The sequence below is a fragment of the Cohaesibacter sp. ES.047 genome (assembly GCF_900215505.1).
Taxonomy (GTDB): domain Bacteria; phylum Pseudomonadota; class Alphaproteobacteria; order Rhizobiales; family Cohaesibacteraceae; genus Cohaesibacter.
Genome location: NZ_LT907844.1, coordinates 3,953,882 through 3,980,789 on the forward strand (window position 1 = coordinate 3,953,882; position 26,908 = coordinate 3,980,789).

General features: G+C 56.4%; 20 protein-coding genes. 12 read left to right on the forward strand and 8 right to left on the reverse strand.

Annotation, left to right across the window (positions count from 1 at the left end; all coding sequences use genetic code 11):
• Window position 1: 1 nt before the first annotated feature.
• On the reverse strand, window positions 2-2,107 hold the full coding sequence (gene recG, locus CPH65_RS18030) for an ATP-dependent DNA helicase RecG (RefSeq protein ID WP_096175137.1): 2,106 nt from the start codon (window positions 2,105-2,107) through the stop codon (window positions 2-4).
• Window positions 2,108-2,385: 278 nt separating this feature from the next.
• On the opposite strand from recG, the gene CPH65_RS18035 reads away from it, so the two are divergent.
• Together CPH65_RS18035 and mfd are read left to right on the forward strand one after the other, a co-directional pair.
• Window positions 2,386-2,685, forward strand: a complete 300-nt coding sequence (locus CPH65_RS18035; protein WP_096175138.1) for a succinate dehydrogenase assembly factor 2 — start codon at window positions 2,386-2,388, stop codon at window positions 2,683-2,685.
• 100 nt (window positions 2,686-2,785) lie between these two features.
• Window positions 2,786-6,283, forward strand: a complete 3,498-nt coding sequence (gene mfd, locus CPH65_RS18040; protein ID WP_096176495.1) for a transcription-repair coupling factor — start codon at window positions 2,786-2,788, stop codon at window positions 6,281-6,283.
• 26 nt (window positions 6,284-6,309) lie between these two features.
• Here the strand turns inward: mfd and CPH65_RS18045 are convergent, their stop codons facing one another.
• The 3 genes from CPH65_RS18045 to CPH65_RS18055 form a co-directional block, all read right to left on the reverse strand.
• Window positions 6,310-7,656: a hypothetical protein gene (locus CPH65_RS18045; protein WP_096175139.1), complete on the reverse strand. Its 1,347-nt coding sequence runs from the start codon at window positions 7,654-7,656 to the stop codon at window positions 6,310-6,312.
• 79 nt (window positions 7,657-7,735) lie between these two features.
• Window positions 7,736-9,442 (reverse strand): AMP-binding protein, encoded by a 1,707-nt coding sequence (locus CPH65_RS18050; protein WP_096175140.1) that lies wholly within the window; start codon window positions 9,440-9,442, stop codon window positions 7,736-7,738.
• A 131-nt stretch (window positions 9,443-9,573) separates the two neighbouring features.
• Window positions 9,574-11,478 (reverse strand): extracellular solute-binding protein, encoded by a 1,905-nt coding sequence (locus tag CPH65_RS18055; protein WP_096175141.1) that lies wholly within the window; start codon window positions 11,476-11,478, stop codon window positions 9,574-9,576.
• Between the two features lie 385 nt (window positions 11,479-11,863).
• Between CPH65_RS18055 and CPH65_RS18060 the strand changes: the two genes are divergently transcribed.
• Window positions 11,864-12,511 (forward strand): invasion associated locus B family protein, encoded by a 648-nt coding sequence (locus CPH65_RS18060; protein ID WP_197703885.1) that lies wholly within the window; start codon window positions 11,864-11,866, stop codon window positions 12,509-12,511.
• 121 nt (window positions 12,512-12,632) lie between these two features.
• Here CPH65_RS18060 and hspQ read toward each other — a convergent pair whose 3' ends face one another.
• The 3 genes from hspQ to CPH65_RS18075 form a co-directional block, all read right to left on the reverse strand.
• Window positions 12,633-12,965: a heat shock protein HspQ gene (gene hspQ, locus CPH65_RS18065; protein ID WP_172891546.1), complete on the reverse strand. Its 333-nt coding sequence runs from the start codon at window positions 12,963-12,965 to the stop codon at window positions 12,633-12,635.
• 198 nt (window positions 12,966-13,163) lie between these two features.
• The gene (locus CPH65_RS18070) at window positions 13,164-14,204 is read right to left on the reverse strand and encodes a CoA ester lyase (RefSeq protein WP_096175142.1); all 1,041 of its coding nucleotides are present in this window, start codon (window positions 14,202-14,204) and stop codon (window positions 13,164-13,166) included.
• Window positions 14,205-14,373: 169 nt separating this feature from the next.
• Window positions 14,374-15,246, reverse strand: coding sequence for a lysophospholipid acyltransferase family protein (locus tag CPH65_RS18075; RefSeq protein WP_157747780.1), 873 nt, complete (start codon window positions 15,244-15,246; stop codon window positions 14,374-14,376).
• A gap of 221 nt (window positions 15,247-15,467) precedes the next feature.
• Between CPH65_RS18075 and CPH65_RS18080 the strand changes: the two genes are divergently transcribed.
• Entirely contained in the window at window positions 15,468-16,418 is a 951-nt protein-coding gene (locus CPH65_RS18080) for an AEC family transporter (RefSeq protein WP_096175144.1), read from the forward strand.
• 26 nt (window positions 16,419-16,444) lie between these two features.
• Here CPH65_RS18080 and CPH65_RS18085 read toward each other — a convergent pair whose 3' ends face one another.
• The gene (locus CPH65_RS18085; RefSeq protein WP_096175145.1) at window positions 16,445-17,680 is read right to left on the reverse strand and encodes a UbiH/UbiF family hydroxylase; all 1,236 of its coding nucleotides are present in this window, start codon (window positions 17,678-17,680) and stop codon (window positions 16,445-16,447) included.
• Window positions 17,681-17,813: 133 nt separating this feature from the next.
• Between CPH65_RS18085 and CPH65_RS18090 the strand changes: the two genes are divergently transcribed.
• From CPH65_RS18090 to CPH65_RS18125, 8 genes are all read left to right on the forward strand, one after another.
• The gene (locus CPH65_RS18090) at window positions 17,814-18,866 is read left to right on the forward strand and encodes a DUF2182 domain-containing protein (protein WP_197703886.1); all 1,053 of its coding nucleotides are present in this window, start codon (window positions 17,814-17,816) and stop codon (window positions 18,864-18,866) included.
• Window positions 18,867-18,914: 48 nt separating this feature from the next.
• On the forward strand, window positions 18,915-19,616 hold the full coding sequence (locus tag CPH65_RS18095; RefSeq protein WP_096175146.1) for a phosphatidylcholine/phosphatidylserine synthase: 702 nt from the start codon (window positions 18,915-18,917) through the stop codon (window positions 19,614-19,616).
• Window positions 19,617-19,706: 90 nt separating this feature from the next.
• Window positions 19,707-20,471 (forward strand): TerC family protein, encoded by a 765-nt coding sequence (locus CPH65_RS18100; protein WP_096175147.1) that lies wholly within the window; start codon window positions 19,707-19,709, stop codon window positions 20,469-20,471.
• Between the two features lie 191 nt (window positions 20,472-20,662).
• Window positions 20,663-21,565, forward strand: coding sequence for a LysR family transcriptional regulator (locus tag CPH65_RS18105; protein ID WP_096175148.1), 903 nt, complete (start codon window positions 20,663-20,665; stop codon window positions 21,563-21,565).
• 349 nt (window positions 21,566-21,914) lie between these two features.
• A complete protein-coding gene (locus CPH65_RS18110; RefSeq protein WP_096175149.1) occupies window positions 21,915-23,504 on the forward strand; it encodes an ABC transporter ATP-binding protein in 1,590 nt (529 codons plus the stop codon).
• On the forward strand, window positions 23,494-24,579 hold the full coding sequence (locus tag CPH65_RS18115) for an ABC transporter permease (RefSeq protein ID WP_096175150.1): 1,086 nt from the start codon (window positions 23,494-23,496) through the stop codon (window positions 24,577-24,579). The genes CPH65_RS18110 and CPH65_RS18115 overlap by 11 nt, the downstream gene beginning before the upstream one ends.
• Window positions 24,579-25,499 (forward strand): ABC transporter permease, encoded by a 921-nt coding sequence (locus CPH65_RS18120; protein ID WP_096175151.1) that lies wholly within the window; start codon window positions 24,579-24,581, stop codon window positions 25,497-25,499. Before CPH65_RS18115 ends, CPH65_RS18120 begins: the two co-directional genes overlap by 1 nt.
• Window positions 25,500-25,669: 170 nt before the next feature.
• A complete protein-coding gene (locus CPH65_RS18125; RefSeq protein ID WP_096175152.1) occupies window positions 25,670-26,737 on the forward strand; it encodes a BMP family ABC transporter substrate-binding protein in 1,068 nt (355 codons plus the stop codon).
• Window positions 26,738-26,908: the final 171 nt, after the last annotated feature.

Sequence of the window (26,908 nt, forward strand, 5' to 3'; positions counted from 1 at the left end):
ATCAGCCCGACTTCAAAAGCCTGATCGCGGATTCTCTCTCAAACAGATAGAGTAGATCTCGCAAGGCCTTGCCTCGGCTCCCCTCAAGCTGGGGATCCTTCTCCACGATCAGGCGCGCCTCCTTGCGCGCCATCTCCATCAGACCCTTATGCGCTTCGGCGTCCGCCAGACGAAAACCCGGCATGCCTGACTGTTTGGTGCCCAGCACATCACCTTCGCCGCGCAGTCGCAAATCCGCCTCGGCGATCTCGAAGCCATCCTCGGTCTCTCGCATCATCTTCAGCCGTTCCTTGGCGATGGCACCAAGCGGCCCCTGAAACAACAGGATGCAGGACGAGGCACGATCTCCCCGCCCGACACGCCCCCTGAGCTGATGCAATTGCGCCAGCCCGAACCGTTCGGCATGTTCAATCACCATGATGGTCGCTTCGGGCACGTCAACACCCACCTCAATCACCGTCGTTGCAACGAGGATCTGCGCATCGCCATCCTTGAACCGGTCCATAGCGGTTCGTTTTTCTTCGCTCGTCATCCGGCCATGAATAAGCTCGACCTTGTGCCCGAACACCGGTTTGAGACTCTCGAAACGCTCTTGCGCCGCCGTGACCTCGAGCACCTCGGATTCCTCGACCAGCGGGCAGACCCAATAGCATTTGGCGCCCTGTGCCAGAGCCTGATCAAGCCGCGCAACCAGTTCGCCCAATCTATCAACGCTCATGGTGCGAGTATCGATGGGTTTGCGTCCAGCCGGTTTTTCCGTCAGCAGCGAAACATCCATGTCACCATAATGGGTGAGGACGAGCGTGCGCGGAATGGGCGTTGCGGTCATCACCAAAAGGTCCGTCGCCTGCCCCTTGGATGAAAGCGCCAGCCTTTGGTGCACGCCGAACCGATGCTGTTCATCAACGATGGCAAGCCCAAGATCGGCGAAATCAACCGACTGCTGGAAGAGCGCATGTGTGCCGATGAGAAAGTCGATATCCCCATTATGCAATGCCGCAAGAGTGGTGCGTTTGGTTGCTGCGGTATCCTTGCCTGTCAACACCGCCACCCGGATCCCGACGGTTTCGCAGAGGCCTTTGACGGACTGGAAATGCTGTCGCGCCAAAAGATCCGTCGGCGCCATCATGCAGGCTTGCGATCCAGACTCGATAACGTCCGCCGCGGCAATCAGCGCCACCATCGTCTTGCCGCTGCCCACATCCCCCTGAACAAGCCGCAGCATGCGCTCCGCCACACCCAAATCTGCCTCGATGTCGGCAATTGCCGACTGTTGACTGCCAGTCAGCGTGAAGGGCAGGGCAGCAATCAGGGCGGTCTTCAGTCGGCCATCCCACCGCCTTGCAAGACCGGCGACTTTTTTCACATTGCTGCGAACAAGTGAAAGCGCGAGCTGGCTTGCCAGACATTCATCATAGGCGAGCCGCTGACGAGCAGGAGACTCGAAGGCCAGATCGTCGAGGCCCATCGGGGCATGGAGTGTGTGCAGCGCATCAAGGAAGGACGGCCAGTGCTCCCGGTCGAGCAGAACCCCGTCCTGCCATTCAGGAAGCGGCTCTAGCCCCTCAAACGCGGCCAGCAATGTCTTGTGCACCAGCTTTCCCGATACCCCTGCGGTGAGGGGATAGACCGGTTCAATCAGCGGCAGGGTGGCAAAATCATCCTCATCGACAACATAGTCAGGATGGGTAATCTGCGGCGCGCCCTGAAAGCGCTCGAGCCGCCCCGACACATACCGCACTTCACCAACAGGCATCTGCCGCTCAAGATAGCCTCCCTTGGCGTGGAAATAGGTCAGCGTGAGCTCTTCGGTCTCATCATGCGCCAGAATGCGATAGGGCACCCGCTTGTTGTTTCGTGGTGGAGGCAGGTGTTTGTCTATCGTCACCTTGACCGTCACGATCACCCCGTCCGGGGTCATCGCAAGAGATGAACGCAGGTTGCGATCAATGACGGAGACCGGCATATGCAGCAGCAGATCGATCCGTCGCGGCTCCAAAAGGACATCGCCCCGGAGCAACTTGGCAAAGGCCTGCGCCATTTTCGGCCCCACCCCCTTCAAAGAGCTTAGAGAAGAAAAATAGCTGTTGAGATGATTGGGGCGCATGACCGACCGACTGCTTTTCCACGTGAGATAAAGATGACAACGACGAGCGTCATTCAGGTCCTGAATCACGGCAACATCGCCATCAATACAAACATGGCCAAACGCACCGGTCTCGTCAAGCAATGTTCTCTCTTTGTTTTATCACAACTCGCCGATCTGTAGCTGACAAACCAGTCCGCAGGGGTTATACAGGGCCAACATTTGACAAGACCGCCAGACGAAGCCCGCACAGCGTGAAACAGTCGCTTTGCAAAATGCTTTAACAAGGAGCAAGACCGATGTCCCATGGCAGCACCCTTAGCAGCGACGGCCTCGATGTCCGCCGCAAGAAAATTCTCATGCGCGCTTGGCACAGAGGGATCAAGGAAATGGACCTGATGCTCGGTCGTTTCGTTGATGGTGAGATTCACAACCTGACGGATCAGGAGCTCACGGAACTGGAAATGCTGATGGATCAGTTCGACCGCGATCTCATGCAGTGGTTCACCGATGAGATCCCCGTACCTGAAGCCTTTGACTGCCCGACGTTCCACAAGATCAAGAATTACCACGAAAATTTCGAAAGCGGCCTGCTCTGATCAATCTCGATCAATCTTGGCTTTCCCTCCGTGGGCATGACAGAACTCTGCCATGCCCGATGCGCTCTGCGCACCATTCTTTATACTGACAGCTCCCTTCATGACCGCCATTTCAGACGCCCTTCAAAGCTCCATGATGCTTCACATCAGCCATGTCCCTGACGGGCTGGAAGGCTTTGCCGTGTCCGAAGTGGCACATGCCCACATGAAGACAAAAGCGCAAGGCGTGGTGTCGGTCTATATTGCGCGGGACGACCGCCGCATGGCGGCCATTGAACAGGCCTTGCGGTTCTTCTCACCAAAGATCTCGTGCCTGTCTTTTCCCGCCTGGGATTGCGTTCCCTATGATCGGGTGTCACCCAACAGTGAGATTTCCGCGCGCCGCATGACGGCATTGTCACGCCTTGCCTATGACACGTTCGATGGTCCAGTCGTCTTGCTGACCTCGGTCAATGCGATATTGCAGCGCGTGCCGAGCCGCTCATCGGTCAAGAAACAAAGCTGGTCCGGAAAACCGGGCAATTCAGTCGACATGGACGACCTCATTGTCTGGCTGGAAGCCAACGGCTTTCTGCGCACGCCAACCGTGCGTGAACACGGCGAATATGCTGCTCGAGGCGGCATTCTCGATCTTTTCGCGCCCGGAGCCGAAGAACCCGTGCGCCTTGATTTCTTCGGCGACACCCTCGAAAGCATTCGCAGCTTCGACCCTCAGAGCCAGCGCACGGTCGGTCAGCTCAGAAGCCTTGATCTGGTCTCCGCGTCAGAAGTCATCCTCAATGAGGAGACGATCTCGCAATTTCGTCGTCGCTACACGTCCAGCTTCGGAGCCGCCACCCGGGACGATCTTCTTTATCAGGCCGTCAGCGATGGTCGGCGCTATCAGGGCATTGAGCATTGGCTTCCCTTCTTCAATGACGATCTTGAGACCCTGTTCGATTTCACGGGCGAAGCGCCGCTGATACTCGATCCCTTGAGCGATGATGCCATCGATGAACGCATCACGCTGATCAAGGACCATTACGAATCCCGCAAGGAAGGGGTGGAAGCCGGGCTGGAGCAGGGGGTTCCCTATAAACCCATCGATCCAAGCCTGCTCTATCTTACCCGGGAAGACTGGACCGGTCTCATCGGCACCTTGCCGCGGGTTCGCATGTCGCCCTTCGATGTGCCCGAAACGGGCGTCGGCGCAATCGTCAATCTGGGCGGCAAGCAGGGGCGGACCTTCGCCGCTGAGCGCAGCGCCGACAGTGTGAATGTCTTTGATGCGGTTATCGAGCACATCAAGACCCTCAAGACCGACAAGAAACGCGTCACCATCGCCTGCTGGTCTGCCGGATCAGCCGAACGGATGCATCAGGTGCTTACCGACCACGGCATGACAGGCCTCGTTCCTTATGAAAGCTGGTCGACCCGAACCGTGATCATGCCCAAACAGGTCGGCATCACGGTTCTCGAGCTTGAAAGCGGCTTCGAGACGCAAAAAGATGCCGTCATCGGCGAGCAGGACATTCTGGGCGACCGCCTTGTCCGCTCCAAGCGCCGCCGCAAGAAAAGCTCCGATATCCTCACCGAGGCAGCCAGCCTCACGCAGGGTGATATCGTCGTTCACATCGAGCACGGCATCGGACGCTTTCAAGGACTGCAAACCGTCGATGCAGCCGGCGCGCCGCACGATTGCCTCGAGATCCACTATGCGGGTGGAGACAAGCTGTTTCTGCCGGTAGAGAATATCGAGCTTTTGTCACGTTATGGTTCGGAGGACACCGAAGCCCAACTGGACAAGCTCGGCGGTGTTGCCTGGCAGGCCCGCAAATCCAAGATGAAAGCCCGGATCCGCATGATGGCGGACGAGCTGATCAAGGTGGCTGCGGAGCGCGAATTGCGACAGGCCGAACGGATCACACCGCCAGAAGGGCTTTATGACGAGTTTTCAGCCCGCTTCCCGTTCGACGAAACCGAAGATCAGTTCAATGCCATCGAGCAGGTGTTCGACGACATGGGCTCGGGCCGTCCGATGGATCGGCTCGTCTGCGGTGATGTCGGCTTTGGCAAGACCGAAGTTGCTCTGCGCGCCACTTTCATCGCGGCCATGAACGGTCGCCAGGTGGCTGTTGTCGTTCCCACGACACTGCTCGCTCGCCAGCATTACAAGACTTTTGCCGACCGATTCGTCGGTTTCCCACTCAACGTGGCGCAGGCATCACGGCTCGTTACGCCCAAGCAGCTGTCCGAGACCAAGAAGGGGCTCAAGGATGGCTCCGTCGATATCGTCGTTGGCACCCACGCTCTGCTTGGCAAGAGTGTCGACTTCCGGGACCTTGGTCTGCTGATCATCGATGAGGAGCAGCATTTCGGGGTCAAGCACAAGGAGCGCCTCAAGGAACTGAAGGCCGACGTGCATGTGCTGACCCTGTCGGCAACCCCAATTCCGCGCACCCTGCAATTGGCGCTGACCGGCGTCCGCGAGTTGTCGCTGATCGCCACCCCGCCGGTTGATCGCCTCGCTGTGCGGACATTCATTTCCCCCTTCGACGCGCTCACCATCCGCGAGGCGCTTTTGCGTGAACGGTATCGCGGCGGCCAGAGCTTCTATGTCTGCCCGCGTGTCACGGATATCGCTCAGGTGCATCAGTTCCTCACCGAGCAGGTGCCTGAGGTCAAGGTCGCCGTCGCCCATGGACAAATGCCCCCCGGGCAGCTCGACGACGTCATGACCGCTTTCTACGACGGGCATTTTGATGTGCTGTTGTCGACAACGATTGTCGAGTCCGGCATCGATGTTCCGACCGCAAACACGCTCATCGTCCACCGGGCCGACATGTTTGGCCTCAGCCAGCTCTATCAGCTACGCGGACGGGTAGGGCGCTCCAAAACCCGTGCCTATGCGCTGTTCACCGTTCCGGCCAAAAAGACCCTCACGCCCACCGCCGAGCGCCGCCTCAAAGTCCTGCAAAGCCTCGATACTCTTGGTGCAGGCTTCCAGCTGGCGAGCCACGACCTTGATATCCGAGGCGCGGGCAACCTCTTGGGCGAAGAGCAATCCGGCCATGTCAAAGAAGTCGGTTACGAGCTTTACCAGCAGATGTTGGAAGAAGCTGTTGCCTCCCTGCGCTCGGGTGATCTGACGATCATGGAAGACAAATGGTCGCCGCAGATCGCCATTGGCACCCCGGTTCTCATCCCAGATTCCTACGTTGCCGACCTTCAACTGCGCCTCAATCTTTATCGCCGCTTGGCCGATCTGATTGAAGCGGATGAAATCGACGATTTTGCAGCCGAACTGACCGACCGCTTCGGCCCGCAGCCGGACGAGGTCAAGCATCTTTTGAGGATCGTCTATATCAAGGGATTGTGCCGCAAGGCCAATGTCGAGAAGATCGACGCTGGCCCCAAAGGGGCGGTCATTGCCTTCCGCAACAACGAATTCAGCAATCCCGCCGGGTTGGTCGCTTATATCACCGAGCAGGGGCTGTTGGCCAAAATCCGTCCCGATCAGAAGATCTTTCTTGCACGCGATTGGGCAACGCCCAACGCCCGCCTGAAAGGCACAGCCGTGATCATGACGCAACTTGCAAAGTTGGCCCAGCAGAGCTGAGGTCAACTTCCGTCGCGCGCGCTGTTCTAGAAGCGGATCACCGGATTTTCGAATAGATCCTTTAGGATCCGGTCCGGGTCGAAATCCGGCTGATGCGTATCGCAATGATGCAAAGAGAAATCGAGCGTCACCGTCACACCATAGCTGGCGTTTTTCTGCACGAATGGACTGAGGTGAACAATCGAGCGGATCCGCTGCAGGGCAATTCGTGCTTCGAACAGATCCGTATCCGGAAAGAACGCCACAAAGCGACCGTTGTCGAGGCGGGTCAGCATGTCTTCGGCCCGCATGAGCGAGGACACGAACCGTCCAACGCGCGCAAGAAGCGAAGGCTCAGGCACCTCCGCCTGCGTGCCATCCGGCGCGTCAAAGCTGACGTCAAGACCGGCAAACGTCATTGAGACGGCCCCGTCTTGTTCATTGAGCACATCAAGATGGGTCTTCAGGAACTCTTCCGAATAAAGCCGCGTTACCTCATCCGTCGGCATCAGAAGCCGGGCTTCGGTGAAAATCTTGCGCAATTGCCGCCGGTAACGCTCTTCCCGCACGAGAATTTCAATGCGGTTCTCGAAAAACCGTTCGGAGAAGGGAAAGGAAACAATATCGTTGGCCCCGGATGCCAACGCCGCCAACCCATCCTCGGTCGCCCGCTTGTGACAGACAACAATGATGGGAAACGAGAAATAGTTCGAATTGCGCCTGAGATCCGCAATAAACTGGATCAGATGCTCATTGTAATCCCTGACCTCGACAATCAGGGCATCAAAGGGATGCGTCTCCAGATAATGCAGCGCCATCGAGGGGCTGAGCGCCGCGACAATCTCGATTTCACTTCGCAGAGCGGTCTCAATCGGCAACAGGGCCGTGCCCGCGCCCAAGTAGAGCAGCTCCTGCTTTTCCATCAGACGAGGAGGTGGCACCACGGGCAGGCCAACCCCGAACCGTTTGAATGTTTGGGATCGCCTTTCAGCCTCGCGCCGCATGGTCGCAAGCCGCATCAGGGAAATCAGCCGATTGGCGATCAGATCCAAGGTAAGCGGCGGCTTGATAACATCGGAGAAGGGCTTGAGCATATCCTCGTCAAACATGACGGCTGGATGAGCGATCGCCACCATTGGCACCCGCGCATCTGCAAAGCCAAGGCTGTGCCGCAAGTCAGAGGCGCGCATGATCACGTCAGCCACTTCTTCCTGCGGAACATCGAGCAGATCCAGCATCAGGATATCAGCCGCAAGCGACACATCGTCCGGCTTCTCTTCCGAATGCACACAATGTGCCCAACAGGCAAAATTGGCCTCGATCAGCATTTCGGCCCATTGAGGAACGTCCAGCCCGCAATCATGATGCGTGAAAATCAGCGTTTGTTTGGCCATACCGCTTACTGAAAACCCTTTGATACAAGCTGACAGGCACTAATCGGCTGACAATGGCTGGCAGGCAAAAGAAGAAATTCTATGCGACCTTTTCAAGCTCGGCCGCCTCGATCAGACTGTCACGCTGAACGACGCCTTTGGTGTTGCGCGGAATCGCCTCGACAAAGATGATGTCCCGCGGCCACCGGGTGGGGGAAACCTTGCGTTCCTTGAGAAAGGCATAGAAGTTCTCGCGGGCAACATCTCGATCATCTACGACAAGAGCCGCCATCAGGCGCGATGGACCATCGGTCGCCCCGGCCACAAGAAACGCCCCGGCATCGTGAACCCCGACGCACTCCTTGTAGAGGGCATCAAGATCGGAGGCCCGTTCACTGAGCGCGCCCATGGTCAGGATGTCAGACAGTTCTCCCAGAGGACGGAACAGCGCGCGTTGTTCGCCATGCTCCTCGGTCACGAGATGGCAGCCGATATCAGTGTGAATGAACCCTTCTTCGGTCGCATTCAGAGGGACGCCATCAATGGCGCCAGCAATTGGATAGCTGCTGCTGGGCAACATCGCGCTTTTAAGGCACAATTCTCCCGCAACGATCTGGCCATCGGTTTCCAGACGGCTTTCATCCATACCGAACAGATGGGTTTCCATCCATGCAGCTTCTGACGCAGCGCGAGAAGGGATCTCACCAAGTGGAATGGAGCCGATCTCGTCGGGATGGCGGCGCAACTGACAGAACAACGCCAACTCGCCGAAATTGGTGATGTCCAGAAGCCGGGCTGCGGTTTCGTTCTGACCGAACACCCGCTTGCTGCGATGGCTGCGGTTCCAGACCAGCATCACGCTCTTGAGCTGCTCCCGCACCTCCATGGGCAGAATGCCGTGAAGCACCGGCCACTGCACGCCGGGCATGCAGACATGCTGCGTGCCGAATTCGCACATGGTCTGGGAGAGCTTCGCCGCAGTGCGAAAATGATGAAACTGCACACGAGCCCCGACGTCAAAGGCTCCGACAAGGCCCACGGCAAGGCCCACAAGCCCTGTCATGTGATGAACAAGCATCAGGCAATCACCAGCCTCCAGGTCAGTCTGCTCATGCACATGGCGCGCGGCGGAAAGCAGCTGGTTGTGATTGCGCCCCAACGCCTGTGAAGGCTGGGCGGACGCGGCAGACCAGTTGACGCTCAGAACCACGTCGGCAGACGGCAGGGCAGGGACATCCCACAATTGCTCGTCATCAACGCTGTCCTCATCGTCCAGCACACCCTGCAACTCGATCAGCCCTTCCGGGGCCCCGTCACCGATGGAGAAGACAAACCGGATGGAGAAAAGCTCCGCTGCGACATTGCGGGCACGCTCGGCAACCGGCTCATTTTCATAATGGGCGCAGCAAACGATGGCTTTGGCTCCGAGCTGCTCGATCTTCTCGCGCATCTCCAACTCGCCAACGGTCAGAGGCAGGGGCGCAAGAATATAGCCCATACGACTTGCAGCCAGACTGAGGACCGCCGCATCAGCACAAGGGGGCAGCAAAACCGCCACGACGGTATCGGGCTTCATGCCAACGCCGGACAGAAAGTTGCAAAGCCCAACCACCCGTCGCCAGGTGCGCTGAAACGACAAACACTGAGGTTTGCGCCCGGTCACTGCATGATGATCCTGATCATCAATCAGCGCGATTTCATCGCCTCTGTCCTGCGCATGCCCGACGAACAATTGATCGATACGCGCATCTCCCCATAGACCGGAAGTCCGATAGTTTTCAATTTCGTCCGGAGTGGAGAGCAGCATGTACAGCCTCTTGAGAATCAATGACTCTTAGTTGGTTCACGTCACAGTCTACCTGATTCCACAAAAGCGAACATATCCCCTTGGGAAAGAACAGAAGCCTTGTTAACCATGTTATTGGCTAAAAACAGGATTTATTCGCCCCGATACCACCAGACCGTCGGACGATAACCGGACAGCGGACGTCCCTTGACCTCTTTGCCGGGGATGCCGATCCGGGTCCAAATGCCGACCCACTGATCCTTCTTGTGAAACAGGGGCAACACGTAGTAGCCATTGATCAAGGTCCGATCAAACGCACGCACGGCGGCGGTGAACTCGTCCTGCGAACGCGCAGCAAGCAGAGCCTCGATCATGGCATCGACCGCCGGATCATCTGCACCGGCCTGATTGAACCAGCCGTCCTGGTCGCGCTGTGAGGAGTGCCAGCGAGAATATTGTTCAGTTCCCGGTGATAGCGACGCGCTCCACGACATCTTCATCATGTCGAAATCCATGGTCTTGCGCCGCTCCCAATACTGCGCTGAATCCACGGTTCTGATCGACATCTTGACCCCGATCCGCTGCAGGATGCGGTTGTAGGTAAGTGCCAGACGCTCTTGTTCGCTGGATGTTGCCAAAAACTCGAACGCCAGCGGACGGCCCGTCTCTGCGTGGGTCATCACCCCGTTCTTGAGCACATAACCCTCGGCGGCCAGATCGGCGATCGCCCCGCGCATCAATTGCCGCATTTCCCGGCCATCCTCAGCCGAAACCGGCCTATAGGTACCGTCCAGAATGTCCGCATCAATGCTGTCGATATAGGGCGCCAACAGGGCCCGTTCCGCCTCGTTTGCCTCAACGCCGACCGATGATAGGATCGAGCTTTCAAAATAGCTCGAAGAGCGTGTGAACAGGCCGTAGTAGAGATTCTTGTTCACCCAGTTGAAATCGAACAGTTTGGCAAGCGTCCGCCGCACGGCCCGGTTCTCAAACACAGGTTTGCGCGTGTTGAAGACAAAACCCGACATGCCCTTGGGTAACCTCGATTCAAAAACCCGTTGTTTGACACGGCCATCCTTGGCAGAGGTAAAGTCATATTGATTGGCCCACCGCGCCGGATCGGATTCGGGCAACACATCGAACACGCCTTTTTTGAAGGCCTCGAACATCGCCGTATTGTCGCGGAAATACTCGACATGGATTTCATCGAAATTGTCCTGCCCGATCTTGATCGGCAGGTCCTTGGCCCAATAATCCGGATTGCGCTTGAGAACAATCTTGGTGCCCGCATCGATCCTGTCCAGCACATAAGGCCCGGACCCGATGAACTCATACATGCCTGATTTGGAGATTTTTTCCGGATCGATCACATGGGCTGGCAAAACCGGCAGCGTACCGATGAGTAGCGGCAATTCACGGTCTTCACCATTCTCGAACACGAACCGAATCTGTCTTGGCCCCGGTTCTTCGATGGAAACCACCCGCTTGAGGCGGCTCTGATATGCCGGACGCCCGTATTCCTTGAGCAGATCGACGGTAAATTTCACATCCTCCACATCAATCACGTGACCGTCCGAGAATTTGGCATTGTCGCGCAAGGTGAAGGTGATGGAAGACCGATCCTCGGGCAACTCGACCGACTCCGCGATCAATCCATACAGCGAAAAGGCCTCATCAGCGGTCCTCATCAGGAGTGGCTCGTAAACATTGAGGCCGTAGCTATCGTCCCACAATCCCCGCGGAGCGACCCCTTTAAGAATAAAGGGGTTCAGACTGTCAAAGCTGCCCTGACCGCCATAGGTTATTTTCCCGCCCTTGGGCGCGTCCGGATTGACGTAATCGAGATGCACAAAGTCAGCTGGATATTTGGGCTCGCCATGCATTGCTATGCCGTGCACCGGTTCGCCCCACGAGGCAACAGACGCTCCGGCCAGCAGCCCCACAGCAAGGGATAAAACCGAGAAGACTTTCAATCCCTGATCAATGACTTTCCCGGACAAGACCTTCGAGCAAAGACGACCAGCCGACGGTGGAAACGACACTAGGGAGTGGGACATTGGGGGCTCCTCACGCCGTTGGCATCCGGTGCAACAGGCGTTACTTCATCTTCAGAATCATTTGCTGACAAATCTAACACAGGCGGGAAAACGACCACACAGCGTTTCTGCGCACTGGAATTTTTTGCAACAAGTCTGTAGAAGTCTTACGGCAGTCACTATTCTGCCCAATTCATTGTGAATGAAGAGGTTCGCAACGGGGTTCGGGTCTGTTATTGGATGGATGAGTGGCTTTTGTTCGCTTATCGCTCACGTTGGCTTACGTCTCAGTCTTGCCAGTGGTGCAATGTCCATTGCTTCAATATCGGTTCCATCGAACTGACAACCAGATTTCGGGACTTTCGCCTCCCAATCAAAATTGAATGAAAAATCGGGATTCTCTTTCATGGTCATGATTGACAAGGCTTTAAAACTTATCAAGCCAGCTACCGCAGCCGCAGCAATTGCGCTCGTTTCGCTTGCGGCACCGTCCGCATACGCTCAAGACAATACAAACGCAGTTCCAGAAGTGAAAAACTGGCTTAAATTCTGCAATACGGATCAAAAAAGCCAGAAGCAGCTTTGCGCGATCACCCAGGAAAAGAAAGCCTCAACCGGTCAGTTCCTTGCCTCCATTTCGGTGCGGGAACTGGAAGGCGCGAAGCGCAAGGCACTGGTCATCGCGATTACGCCCGGCATGCTCCTGCGCCACGGTCTGACGGTTCAAATCGACAAGGGAAAACAGCTTAAAGGCACTTTCTCAATCTGCTTCCCCAACGCCTGCTTCTCTGATCTGGCCGTTGATGAAAATTACATCGAGCAGATGAAGAAGGGCGCGACCATTTCCGTGACTGCCCTCAACCAGCAGGCACAGCCCGTTCGCTTCGATCTCACCCTCAGCGGCTTCACGGCTGCCTATGATGGCGAGCCGATCGACATTCAGAAGTCGGCAGAAGATCAGAAAAAGCTGCAGGAACAGCTGCGCAAGCGTGCTGAAGAGCAGCGCCAGAAACTGCTTGAGCAGAAGAAAAAATCCGAAGACGGCGCTCAATAGGGCTGACCACAGCCCACGAGCAAAAGCTTCATGAATCAAAAAACCGCGATCCAATTGATCGCGGTTTTTTGATTCATCGTTCCGGATTGTCCGCTCTCGATGTCGGACTGTCCTATCTGTCTCAATTCAAGAGGTCGTCTTCAGGCTGATAGATGCCTTCCTTGATACCCTTGAAGATTTGCCGCACCTGTGGATGCCGAATTGGCTCGCCACTATCATCTCTGAGAAGATTCTGTTCGGAGACATAGGCGATATATTCCGTATCGTCATTCTCTGCGAACAGGTGATAGTAGGGCTGGTCACGGCGCGGCCTCACATCCTCAGGAATGGAATCATACCATTCCTCGGAGTTGGCAAACTCCGCATCAACGTCAAAGACCACGCCTCGGAACGAATAGACCCGATGGCGCACGATCTGACCGATCTGGAACTTTGCGGTTTTCATTTCTGCCATTGTACCAGGCTCCGATACCCTTTCTGTTTTGTTCCCAGGGCCGTTCTGCCTAGCCTAACATATGATTGGGCTGACAAGCTATGTCCATTGCAGACAGATGCAGAAGGGGAGGAAACAAGGGGCGCAAAAAGCCATGGTGAGCAGGCAGAGTCAAGTTTCTTTTCAGATCCAGCCAGAAACGCAAGTCGTCAATCGCTCCTAAAGCCCGTAGATCTTGGACATTTCAGGGTCCTTTGCAGCCACTTGCCGGGCTAGATCAACAATCACCTTGGCCTGCTTCCATGTAGCATCATCCTGCATTTTGCCATCAATCATCACCGCACCGCTCCCGTCCGGCATCGCTTCAAGGATCCTTAGCGCCATTTTCACCTCATCGGCCTCGGGACTGAAAACCCGTTTTGCGATGCCGATCTGGCTGGGATGGAGCGTCCAGGTGCCCATGCAACCAAGCAGAAAGCTGTTGCGGAACTGTGCTTCGCAGGCGTCAAGATCGGAGAAGTCGCCGAACGGGCCGTAAAATGCCTTCAAGCCATGGGCCATGCAGGCATCAACCATCTTGGCGATGGTATAGTGCCACAAATCCTGCTGATAAAAGCTGCGTTCTACACCCTCGGCATGGTCGGCCAAGACCCGATAACCGGGGTGACCGCCACCGACCCTTGTGGTTTTCATACCCCGTGAAGCTGCCAGATCCGCCGGACCAAGAGAGATGCCATGCATGCGCGGGGAGGCAGCACAGATCGCCTCGACGTTGTTCACGCCCTCGGCGGTCTCCAAAATGGCATGGATCAGAATCGGCTTGCTTACCGCATGCCTTGCTTCAAGCTGGGCCAACAACTGATCAAGATAATGGATGTCCCAAGGCCCTTCGACCTTGGGCAGCATGATCACATCCAGCTTGTCCCCAACGGCTCCGACAATCTCGGTAATATCGTCGAGCAGCCATGGCGAATTGAGGCAGTTCACGCGCGCCCAGAGCCCGGTCTCACCAAACTCATTGTCCTGCGCCAGTCGGATAAAGCCTTTTCTTGCTTCTTCCTTCATATCGGCCGGGATCGCGTCTTCCAGATTGCCAAGGATCACGTCCACCTTGGCGATCATATCCGGGATTTTGGCGCGCATTTTCTCGATGTGCGGCGGCACAAAGTGAATCATGCGCTCGACCCGAACCGGTTTCTCCCGATAAGGAGCAGGCGCTCCGATTGCGAGCGGCTTGTAGAAGGCACTTGGGCTTTTCATGGTTATTCCTCCCCGGTGGTGCGCGCACTGTTGCTCTTGATGGCATGGCTGCGTGGCGCGACTTGAACTTCATGTCTATTTGCAGCGCAAAAATTGCTGCAATGCAATAAGACTGATGATCAAGTCTCCTGAGAGAAGCATTTTCGACGAGTGAAATGGGACAGAGCGATCAGCTCCAGCGCTTGTGCGCCCACATCCATTGCTCGGGGTGCGCACGAATCCAGTCTTCGAACTGGGCTGTCATGCGCATGGTGCCTTTTAGAATATCCCCATCGGCATCATCCGTGCGCGGCACATCAATCTCGGTCAGCTCGAGCTTGAAGTGAATGCCGTCAGTGCGCAGGATCCGCACAGCCACGAGCGGAACATTCTGTTGCCGGGCGAGCAGGGCGGCGAACTGGTTGGTCTTGGCAGGCATGCCAAAGAATGGGATCGTCACACCACGTCCATCGCGCAAATCCCCCATCACGGCTGCAAGAATGCCACCTTTCAACGTGTTCATGATGCGCATACCAGCTCTATCCCCCTTGGCAAAGATGCCGCCTCGGAAGGTTGAGCCACGCTGGGATACCATGAAGTCGTGCACCAGCGGGTTCTTGAGCTTCTGGATGATCACAGCGCAATTGAAGCCATAAGCGGCGGAAAGCACGCCCCCGAGCTCCCAGTTCCCGGAGTGCAGGGAAACGATCACGCCACCGACTTCATGCATACGCTCAACAAGGTCGGTAATGTCTTCGGGCATCTCGACCAGATCATGCGCCGCAAGCATGAATTTCTCGGCCAGCAAACTCTCCGCGAAGGTCCGCCCCAGATTGTCCCACATGCCAAGGGTGAGCCTGTAGAGCTCGTCTTCGCTCTTATTGGGGAAACAGAGCCGCAAGTGATCCATTGCCCGCTTCTGCCGTGACAGTCTGGGCGCCACCATGCGCCAGCACCACCCCATCAGGCCGGACGCCATCCACAACGGCATGGCACGCAACAGGAACACCACGGTGATGAGGACCGCATACTCCAGTCTGTGGGTAAGAGTGATCTTTCGCATTGATGCTCGCAAGGTCGGGTCGGGGGCAGGTGTTCTCCCGTTTAATCTCACTTGGATCAAAGCGCAACGCTTGATGTGGACAGGTGAGAGACCTGTGAAACAAGGTTTCATTGCATATCCTCGCGTTTTGAAAGACACGGGCCTTGCGCAACAGACAGAATTCATGCTGTCAAACGCCAGAGCACATCGCGCCCAACCCCAAAGACCCATTCGAGTACAATATGAGCGACGTTTTTACACTGGCCTTGCCCTTCTTCGGCCTCATCGTTCTGGGCTTCCTGTCTGGCAAGATTGCCGACTTGCCGGAAGCCGGGCTCAGTTGGCTCAATTTCTTCGTTGTCTATATCGCTTTGCCGGCGCTCTTCTTCCGGCTGATCTCCCGCACGCCACTTGAGGAATTGAGCAATTGGAGTTTCGTTCTGGCAACGACGACCATGACCTACCTCATGTTCATTCTGGCTTTTGCCTTTGGTCTTTGGCGCTCAGGTGGCAACATGGCAGAGGCAACCATACAGGGGCTGGCAGGTAGCTACTCCAATATCGGTTACATGGGACCGGGGCTGACCCTTGCAGCACTGGGACCGGCGGCAACCGTACCGACGGCGCTCATCTTCTGTTTTGATTCGATGCTGCTGTTCACCCTGATCCCGATCTTCATGGCACTGGCCGGGACGGACAACAAGAACTGGCGGGAACTGATCATTCTGGTCCTCAGGAAAGTGTTTCTCCATCCCTTCGTTCTGGCGACAATCATCGCGGTGCTTGCCGCGGCTCTGAAGGTTCAGCCACCGACTTGGATCAACACCATGCTGGAGCATCTCTCCAACGCGGCAGCGCCCTGTGCCCTGTTTGCCATGGGGGTGAATGTTGGCCTCAGAAAGCTCAAGCGGGTACCCGTGGAGCTTTCGGTGCTCCTACCGATCAAGCTGTTGCTACACCCGCTGCTGCTGTTTCTGCTGCTCAAGACCGTTGGCGGCATTCCTCCGGCATGGGTCCAGACAGCGGTGCTGATGGCCTGTCTCCCGCCAGCGGCCAATGTCTTCATCATCGCCCAACAATACAATGTCTATGTGGAACGGGCATCATCGGCTGTGATGGTCGGAACGATCGCCTCCATCGTTACCGTGACGCTCTTTCTCTATCTCATCACGCAAAACCTGTTGCCGGTCTAAATGGCCCGTCTTCTCTGCCTGTGCGTTCAGAGATCGGATTTTCGCAGAGCATTGCCCAGTTTGCCGATCCGTGTCGGCGCATCCAGTCCCGCTTTCATCATGAACTTGCGTAAGGGCGGCACCATGTTGGCCAGTGCCAGCCCGGCGGTTCTTGCGCCTTGCCCGAAGGGCAGGGAGGATAGAAGGGACATATTGAGCATATGCACCCCTGCGGTTCGCGACCAGATATCAGCAAGCCTTGCGCTGCCATAAGAGGACAGCACCTGATCACTGCCGGGGTCTCTTGTGCCGTCCTGCTCACCTTGAGAGGTTATGGCCTTGGCGAGCGCCTCAATGTCTCTCAAGGACAGATTGAGCCCCTGTGCCCCAATGGGCGGGAAGACATGCGCACTTTCCGCGATCATGGCAGCACGCTTGCCATGAAAGGCCTTGGCGACCATGCCCGAGAGCGGAAAGACCTGCGGCTCACTTGCCAACTCGAAAGCCCCGTAGATGGAATGGGCCCGTCGTTCCAGTTCGGCCTCAAGAGCGTCCTTGTCCATCGCCTTCAAGCGCTCCGCTGTCTCGGACGTTACAACGCACACAAGGCTGGACGTTCGGCCATCCCGGTAGGGAACAAGGGTAAAGGGACCGGTAGGCGTGTGAAACTCCGTCGAAGCGTTGCCGTGCGGCGTGGAAGGGTGGGAGAGATTGACCACCATGGCGGCTTGGGGGTAGCCCCACTTGCGCATCTCGATGCCTGCGGCGTCCTTGACCAAAGACTTGCGCCCATCGGCTGCAATGGCCAGCTTCGCGCGCCACGCCGATCCGTCTGCCATTTCGATGAGAGCATGGTCATCATGGAGTTCGACCGATTTGGCAAATTGCTGATCCTGATGCAAAAGCGATGAATCGATCCCCTCAAGGCCCTCATCCAGCGCCTCGACCAGCAAATTGTTGTCAATATTGTAGCCAAAGGCCTCAAGACCAATTTCCGAGCTGTCAAATTCGGTTGTCGGAGCACGAAACAGCCGTCCGGTATCATCAACGAGCCGCATCACGCGCAAGGCCTGCCCGCGTGCACGGACAGCATCCCACAAACCAAGGCTCTCGAGATATTGCGCTGAACTGCCAAGGAGAGCGGTTGTACGTCCATCCGTGCCTGCATGCGCAGGGCCAATCAACACCGTAGAGAAGCCAAGTCGCGCCATTTGGAGGGCTGCCACGTGACCCGCCGGCCCGCTACCGACGATGGCAATGTCTATCTCGCGCTCGTTGCTCATGGTGTTCTCTTGCCTGTGTTGATTTTGATTTTCGCCTTTTGAAAAAAGCTCTAGCGATCCGAACTCGCAATGGCTATACCCAATTTATCTGAGACATTCCAGCACATCTGACATTGTTGGGCTTGCGAATGGGATGGATTTTGCGCCAAATGCTCTGACTAATCCTGATACGCCAACGGTGCCTGAGCGGATGACATTTCTCAACGACTTCTTTGACAACAGCAATGCCAAGCAACTTCAAGACCAGATGAAGCGGTTTCGCGCCGAACATCCGGATCTCGCACGCGCCGAGAAAAAGCCCCGCATCGTGCTATTTCTGGCCATTGCCGTTGCCTCGCTGTTCGCCTGGACCTATCTGGTCGCCATGGTTATCGACATGGCGCCCGACATGGACATGCGTTCCCTGGGGCCGGGGATGTCGGCCTTCAATGTCTTTAACGGATTTGAAAGCCTCGATGCCACGACACGCGCCTTCATTGCTGCGGTTTGTGCTCCGTCGGCAGCTCTGGGGCATTTCGGCATGCCCAGTCTTGGCGCATGGGGTATCGAGGATCTGATGATCGTCTTTGGCATGTGGGTGATGATGGCCATCGCGATGATGCTGCCCACCGCAGCTCCGATCCTCAAGAGCTACGCCAGCGTGCGCGAAGGGCGGGGCGAACCGGTCGGCCCGTTTTCCGTTCTGTTGCTGGCGCTGGGCTATCTGAGTGTCTGGATCAGCTTTGCATTGGTCGCAACGTTGGCGCAGTGGGGACTGACCGAGATACAGGCAATGTCATCGGTAATGGCACCCGCATCCATGGTATTTTCTGCCTCAACCCTATTGTTGGCGGGATTTTACCAGTTTACACCTGCAAAACAGGCTTGCCTTTTGCGCTGTCAACTGCCATTCCCATATTTCAACCGGCGTTCCGAGCAGGGATACTTTCGATCCTTTGCCGGCTCCTACGTTATGGGGCTGGAGCAGGGCTTCTTTTGTACCGGATGCACTTGGGCGCTGATGGTGGTCATGTTCGCCGTTGGCGTCATGAATGTTATATGGATGGCCATACTGGGCCTGTTGATGGGGATCGAGAAAGTTGTTCCCAATCCATGGGTGACCAGAGGGATTGGTCTTTTCCTGATCATGTGGGGACTGCTCGTTCTATCCATCTCTCCCGCCGGCCGAACCCTGTTGGGCTTGTGATAAAGCCACAGGCAACGTATCTTAAGAGCGAAAGCTGTCAGTTCGTCAATGCGCAATAAACTAACCTTTCTCATCCATTTCCTAACGGCATCAGGCGCATGTTTTGCGCTCTTGGCCACCATCGCTGTGGCCAATCGGCAATGGAGTGACATGTTCCTCTGGCTCATCGCAGCTCAGGTAATCGATTCCATTGACGGTCCTCTGGCCCGCCACTTCGAGCTCAAGAAACGCTATCCCAGCTGGGACGGGTCCAGCCTCGATTTCGTCATCGACTATGCGACCTATGTCTTCATTCCCGCCTTTGCACTGGTGCATTCGGGCTACTTCCCCGAGATCTACGGCTATCTGCTTGGTTTTGTCATCGTTCTGACTGGCGGGCTCTACTTCGCCGACGACAGCATGAAAACCGACAACAACGCCTTTCTCGGATTTCCCGCTGTCTGGAACTGTGTGGTCTTCTATCTGTTCGTGTTTCAGGTGCCCACCGGGATCGCCGGGGTGATCATCATACTTCTAGCAATCGCGCAATTTGTGCCGCTCGACTTTGTCCACCCGGTCCGGGTGAAAAAGCTCAGATGGATTTCCATCGCGCTGACCTTTGTCTGGCTGGCTATTTCCATGCGCGTGATTTTTGCGGACATGAGCGCCACGTCCCTCGACAAGGGCATTCTTGTCCTCACCGGCGCTTATTTCTTCTTTGTTGGGATGATTTTGCAATATATGCGCAAGTCAAAGTCCCCAGCCTCTTGATTGGATCTCCGGCTCGCCTAGATTGAGCTTCTGCGATCCGCTGCACAAAGTGCGGCGGGCCGGTCACATCCAGCCAATCAGGACGGCACAATGTTCCAAAACCTGTTAGACCCAACCATTCTTGCCAGTCTTCTGACCCTGACGGCTATGGAAATCGTTCTGGGCATCGACAATGTGGTCTTCATCTCTGTGCTTGTCAGCAAACTGCCAGCCGATATGGCCAAGCGCGCACGCGCCATTGGTATTCTGCTGGCGCTGGTGTTCCGCATCGCCCTTCTGCTTGCACTGACGTGGCTCATCGGTTTGACCGAGCCGGTTTTCACGCTGTTTGACCTTGCCTTCTCTTGGCGGGACCTGATCATGATCGCCGGCGGCCTGTTCCTCATCTACAAGGCACTGGCAGAGATCCATCTCGAAGTCGAGTTTTCTCAAAGCGACGAGACCAAGATCCGAACAGGCAAGGCGGAGATGGTGTTCGGAGCTGCGATCCTTCAGATCGTCATCATTGATCTGGTCTTCTCGATTGACTCGATCGTCACCGCCATTGGCATGGCCAAGCACGTTGAAGTCATGATCACCGCGATGGTCATTGCCATGGCCGTCATGTATGCAGCCTCGGGCCCGATTGCCCATTTCATCGAGCGGCACAAGACCACCAAGATGCTGGCTCTATCGTTTCTGATGCTGATCGGCTTTGCTCTGGTTGGCGATGGCGTCGGCATGCATATTCCGCGCGGATACATCTATGCGATGATGGGCTTTGCCGTGCTGGTCGAAATTCTGAACATCTTTGCATTGGACGCCCACCGTAGACGCAAACTGGCCATGCAGAAAAATCACATTGATGCCGCATGACGGCTCAAGTTTGCATAGCCGCCTCGATTATCTTCCGAATCCGTCAAGCGCCATGATTTCTTTACTTTTTTCCATAAACGCCATAAAGCCCCCGCTTGTTTAGACCTGTTGAATATGCCAAGCTCTGAGCAAGCCCGAAATGATCAAGGAGTGAGATCCTGGACCGCGCACGCCTGTTATATTCGCCCGCCATGCGGTATTTTGCTGCCGTTGCGGAGCATGGAGCCATTCGCGCCGCCAGCCGCGAACTGAATGTGGCCTCATCCGCCGTCAATCGCCAGATCCTCTGGCTGGAGGACAGTCTGGGCATGCCTTTGTTCGAGCGGGTAGGGCGGCGTTTGCAACTGTCCCCTGCCGGGGACATTCTGCTGCGCCACGTCAAGCACGTTCTGCAAGATTTCGAACAGACGGCATCGGAGCTTGATGCACTCAGAGGCCTTAAACGCGGGATCGTCCGCATCGCCAGCGTTGAAAGCGTCGCGACAGAATTGCTGTCCGATCTTGCTGCCTCGTTCGGCAAGGCCTATCCCGATATCCAGTTGCGCATCCAGGTCACCCATTCTGACAAGATAGCGCGGCAGGTCCTCGACTCGGAAGCGGACATCGGATTCACGTTCGATCCGCCCGACGATGCTCAACTGGCAAACAACTTTTCCCACGCTTTCGAGATCGGGGCGGTTGCTCCCAAAGCCCATCCCCTGACGCGGCAGAGCGCCTGTTCCTTCGAGGACTGCCTGCAGTATCCGATCATCCTGCCTTCAAAAGGACTATCCCTGCGCACCGCAATCGACAAATTGCTTTCAGATACATCGACTGAGCCATCAATCTTCGCAGAAGTCAGCACCCTGCACATGATGCGTCGCCTGACCGCACGCAATCTGGGCCTTTGCTTTCAGACTCGGATCGGCCTGACCGACACCATGGATCAATCGGAACTGGTGTTCATTCCCCTGACCGATGAACAGCTGCAACACAATCGCCTGTCCATCGTCACTCATCAACAGCGTCAGCTCAAGCTGGCCCCGGCGATGTTTCTCACCCATGCCAATCAGTTCTTCTCCGATTTGTTCGGGCAGGATCTCACCATTGACTGATTTATAGACACCGCAAGAATCCTTAGTCATCGGATATGGGTTGATCACTCTCGTTTTGAGACCAGTCACCCGGGCACTGATCACGATTTGAGCACAAATGCGCTTTTTGCTCAATTTGCGAGCATAAAAGCTCGGCATAAGCTTACTATTTTTGCAAGCTTGCGTGAGTTCCATATGGATTGTCGCTGAGATGTCACTTAAACATGACCGTAAGATACGTCACAGGGGACAATGGCGCCGTTTTGCGGGTGGGTTGGAGCAGCAAGGCTGCGGTTGAATCGCCAGCAAATGCACGAGATGCAATAAGCGACAGTCCCCCAACAAGTTCATCTTTGTCAGACAGGTCGACATGACAAATGAGCCCCTACTAGAGGCAAGAGGCCTCACCAAAGCCTTTGGAAGCCTCCTTGCCAACGACTCTGTGGACCTTTTGGTCCAGCCAGGCGAAATTCACGCTTTGCTGGGAGAAAACGGCGCTGGCAAATCCACCCTCGTGAAGATGCTCTATGGCTCTCTGTCTCCCACGGAGGGCCAGATTTTTTGGAAAGGGCAAGCGGTCAACCTGTCCGATCCGTCCGAGGCCCGCAAGCTTGGCATCGGCATGGTGTTCCAGCATTTTTCCCTGTTTGACAGCCTGACAGTGGTTGAGAACATTGCCCTTGCCATGCCAAAGGGCCAGAAAATGTCTGATCTGGCCAAGCGGATCGAGACCGTTTCGAGAAACTACGGCCTGCCGCTAACCGCCACCAATCTGGTTGCCGACCTGTCCGTTGGCGAGCGCCAGCGCATTGAGATCGTTCGCTGCCTGCTGCAGGAGCCCGAACTGATCATCATGGACGAGCCGACATCGGTTCTCACACCGCAGGAGACCGAACTGCTGTTCGAAACGCTCGAGCGTCTGGCCTCCGAAGGAAAGTCCATCCTTTATATCAGCCATCGCCTCGAAGAGGTGCAACGGATCTGCGACACGGCCACCATCCTGCGTCATGGCAAGCTGGTTGCCCATTGCACACCGTCCGAAGAGACGGCCTCGTCCCTTGCCACCCTGATGGTGGGAACGAATGTTCAGGCGGTGGAACGGATCAAACCCGACCTGTCACGCGCGCCCGTTCGCCTGCGTCTAGATCGGCTTGATCTGGTTCCGGCTGGTCCGTTTTCTGTCGAACTGAAGGATATTTCTTTGGAAGTCAGGGGCGGCGAAGTCGTCGCCATCGCAGGCATCGCAGGCAATGGCCAGTCCGAATTGTTCGACGCGCTCTCCGGTGAGCGCGAGGTTCTGCCCGATGCCGTCGTGATCAACGACGAGCCGGTTGGCACGAAAAGTGTGACGGCACGCCGCAATCTTGGCGCGGCATTCGTGCCGGAAGAGCGTCTGGGCCATGCCGCTGTGCCCGGGCTCAGCCTTTCTGAGAATGTCCTGCTGACTCGCCATGGCTCGGACAAGGGTCTGACAAGACGCGGTGTTTTTCTCAAGCGCACCCAGGCAGGAGAGATCGGAAAACGGATTTCCAGCAACTTTGATGTTCGCAAGGGTGAGCCCGACCCGCAGGCTGGCAGCCTCTCCGGCGGGAACTTGCAGAAATTTGTCGTGGGCCGTGAGATAGACCGCAATCCCAGCGTACTTGTTGTTTCTCAACCCACATGGGGCGTCGATGCCGGAGCTGCGGCACTCATTCGTCAATCCCTGCTCGATCTTGCACGCGAAGGTGCTGCCGTGCTGATCATCTCGCAGGATCTTGATGAAATCTTCGAAATCGCCGACCGTATCGCAGTGATCAATCAGGGCACCATGTCACCGGCGGATCCGGCAGAGATCATGACCCTTGAAAAAGTCGGTCTGCTGATGGGCGGCGTACATGGAGAAGACCCGCACAAGACCGCCTCAGCCTCCATCCCGAGCACGGACGGCGCGAACTCGGGAGGTGCTCATGCATCTTGAACTGGAAAAACGCACAGCTTCGTCTAAAACCATGGCGCTGATGTCACCGGTGCTGGCCATTTTTCTCACCGTCATCACGGGAGCCGTAATCTTCGCGCTCCTCGGCTTTGATCCTGCAGAGGCCCTTTTCGTCTATTTCGTCGAACCCCTGCTTGATCCGTGGAGCCTTCAGGAACTGGTGGTCAAAGCCTCTCCGCTTGTTCTGATCGGTGTCGGCCTGACGATCTGCTATCGCTCCAACAACTGGAACATCGGAGCCGAAGGCCAATTCACAGTCGGCGCCATATGCGGAGCAATCGTGCCGGTCATGATGCCCGGATGGCAGGATCCGCTGGTCTTTCCCGTCATGCTCGCGCTTGGCGCTGCTGGTGGTGGGATGTTTGCCTATATCCCGGCCGTGCTCAAGAACCGGTTTGGTGCCAACGAAATCCTTACCAGCCTGATGCTTTCCTATGTCGCTCTGTTGATGCTGGACTATCTGGTGCGCGGTCCATGGAAGGATCCCGATGGTTACAACTTCCCCGAAAGCCTTCTGTTCAGTGATTCCGCCACCGCGCCCAGCCTGATTGCGGGCAGCCGGATGCATATTGGCGCGCTGTTTGCGATCCTCGCAGCCGTCGCCGTCTTCGTTCTGTATGCGCGGACACTCAAAGGCTTCGAAATCAAGGTGCTCGGCGTCACACCGCGGGCAGGCAAGTTCGCGGGTTTCTCCCGAGAACGCATGACGACCTTTGCCTTCGTGGTCTCGGGTGCGCTGGCCGGTCTTGCCGGCATCATCGAAGTCGCAGGCCCCATCGGCCAGTTGCGCCCGACCATTTCGCCCGGCTATGGCTTTACCGCGATCATCGTTGCCTTTCTGGGGCGTCTCAATCCGCTCGGTGCGATCCTTGCCGGTCTCTTGCTGGCCCTGTCCTATATCGGCGGAGAAGCCGCTCAGGTTGAGCTCGGCGTGTCCGAGAAGACCTCCAAGGCCTTTCAGGGCATCCTTCTCTTCTATGTGCTCGCTTGCGACACGCTCATCCACTATCGCATTCGTCTTGTTACCAGCAAGGCAAACAAGAAAGAGGCCGCCTGATGGAATTCGCAGAAGCATTGCTGATTTCGATTATCACGGCCTCAACGCCGCTGTTGCTGGCGTCAATTGGCGAGTTGGTGACCGAGCGGTCTGGCGTTCTCAATCTTGGTGTCGAAGGCATGATGATCATGGGCGCGGTGTGTGCCTTTGCAACGTCACTGGTTACGGGCAACCCCTATCTAGGCGTTCTGGCGGGCATGTTTGGCGGCATCGCCATGTCCCTGTTGTTCGGCTTTCTGACCCTGACGCTGGTGGCCAATCAGGTTGCAACCGGACTTGCCCTGACGTTGCTCGGCCTTGGTCTGTCAGGCATGATTGGCGAGCATTTCGTCGGAACACCGGGCATCAAGTTGCCCACGATCGACATTCCGTTTTTGTCGGACCTGCCTGTGGTTGGCAAGAGCCTGTTCGCGCAGGATATTCTGTTCTATCTCTCGCTGGCGCTCGTTGTCGGCGTGAGCTGGCTCTTATTCAAGTCTCGCTGGGGGCTGATCCTCAGAGCGGTCGGAGAAAACCACCATTCGGCGCACGCGCTTGGGTATGATGTCATCAAGGTACGCTATTTTGCAGTTTTGTTCGGCGGCTTGTGTTGCGGGCTTTCCGGTGCCTATCTGTCGCTTGTCTACACCTCGCTCTGGATCGAGAATATGACCGCCGGACGCGGCTGGATCGCACTGGCTCTTGTTGTCTTTGCGTCCTGGTTGCCCGGACGCATCATCGTTGGTGCTTATCTGTTTGGCACCGTCTCAATTCTTCAGTACCATGCCCAAGGGGCAGGGTGGGCTATCCCCACCCAGTTTCTGGCGGCATTGCCTTATCTGGCGACCATTCTGGCCCTTGTCATCATTTCACGGAACAGATCGGTCGCACGGATCAACACCCCCTCATGCCTTGGTCAGGCTTTTGTGCCAGACCGCTAGTGGGTTACGCTGCCGGTATCCGGCGGTTTCTTGAACCGGATGATCTGCCTTTCTGGCAAGGTGGATCATCGGAAGCATCTCCCGGGAACATAACTTTCGGGACATGCATCACACAGACAATCAAAATCGATCCGCACAAGCGGATCCACCAACGAAGAGGGATGCAACAAATGCGTAAGCTATTCGCAGCGGCTGCAGCTGTAGCACTTGGTCTGACTGCCGCGATGGCACAGGCCGCTGACCCGGTCAAGGTCGGCTTCATCTATGTCGGCCCAGTCGGTGACATGGGCTGGTCCTATCAGCACGATCAGGGTCGCCTTGCAGTCGAAAAGAAGTTCGGCGACAAGGTTGAAACCGTTTTTGTCGAGAGCGTTTCCGAAGGCCCTGACGCCGAACGCGTCATCGAGAAACTGGCCCGCGATGGCGCCGACCTCATCTTCACCACCTCCTTCGGTTACATGAACCCGACCCTCAAGGTCGCGAAGAAATATCCGGATGTGAAGTTCGAGCACGCCACTGGCTACAAACGCTCCGACAACGTCTCCACCTATGCCGCACGCTTCTATGAAGGCCGCTACGTCATTGGCCAGATTGCCGCCAAGATGTCCAAGTCGAAAACCATCGGCTACATCGGCTCAACCCCGATCCCGGAAGTGATCCGCGGCATCAACGCCTTCATGCTCGGTGCACAATCCATCGATCCGGACATGAAAGTCAAAATCGTTTGGGTCAACAGCTGGTTCGACCCGGGCAAGGAAGCAGACGCTGCCAAAGCTCTCATCGATCAGGGCGCTGACATCATTGCCCAGCACACTGACTCAGCAGCGCCCCTGCAGATCGCAGCAGAGCGCGGCGTCTATGGTTTCGGTCAGGCGTCCAACATGATCAAGTTCGCTCCTGACAACCAGCTCACCGCGATTGTCGACAACTGGGATGATTATTATATTTCCCGCGTTCAGGCGGTTCTTGATGGCACCTGGAAGTCCGAAGACACCTGGGGTGGCTTTGACGCTGAAATGGTCCACATGGCCGACTTCACCAACATGCCCGAAGACGTTGCCAAAATGGCGATGGAAACCGAAGCTGCCATCAAATCCGGCGAACTGCATCCCTTCAATGGCCCGATCTTCAAACAGGACGGCACGCAGGTCATCGGCGAAGGCGAAACCCTTGACGACGGCACGCTCCTGGGCATGAACTGGTACGTCAAAGGTGTTGACGGCAAAGTGCCCGAATAAGCCTCAACAGCATTCGAATGCTTCGGCATTTTCCAAAAAAAAGAGCCCCCTGAGATGCACATCTCAGGGGGCTTTTTCGTGGCCACATCAACCCCGGCCAAAGCAATCAGATATCAATGTTTCCGCAAATTGCGGTATCACACCTGCTATCTCATGCTAACCACACTCCCG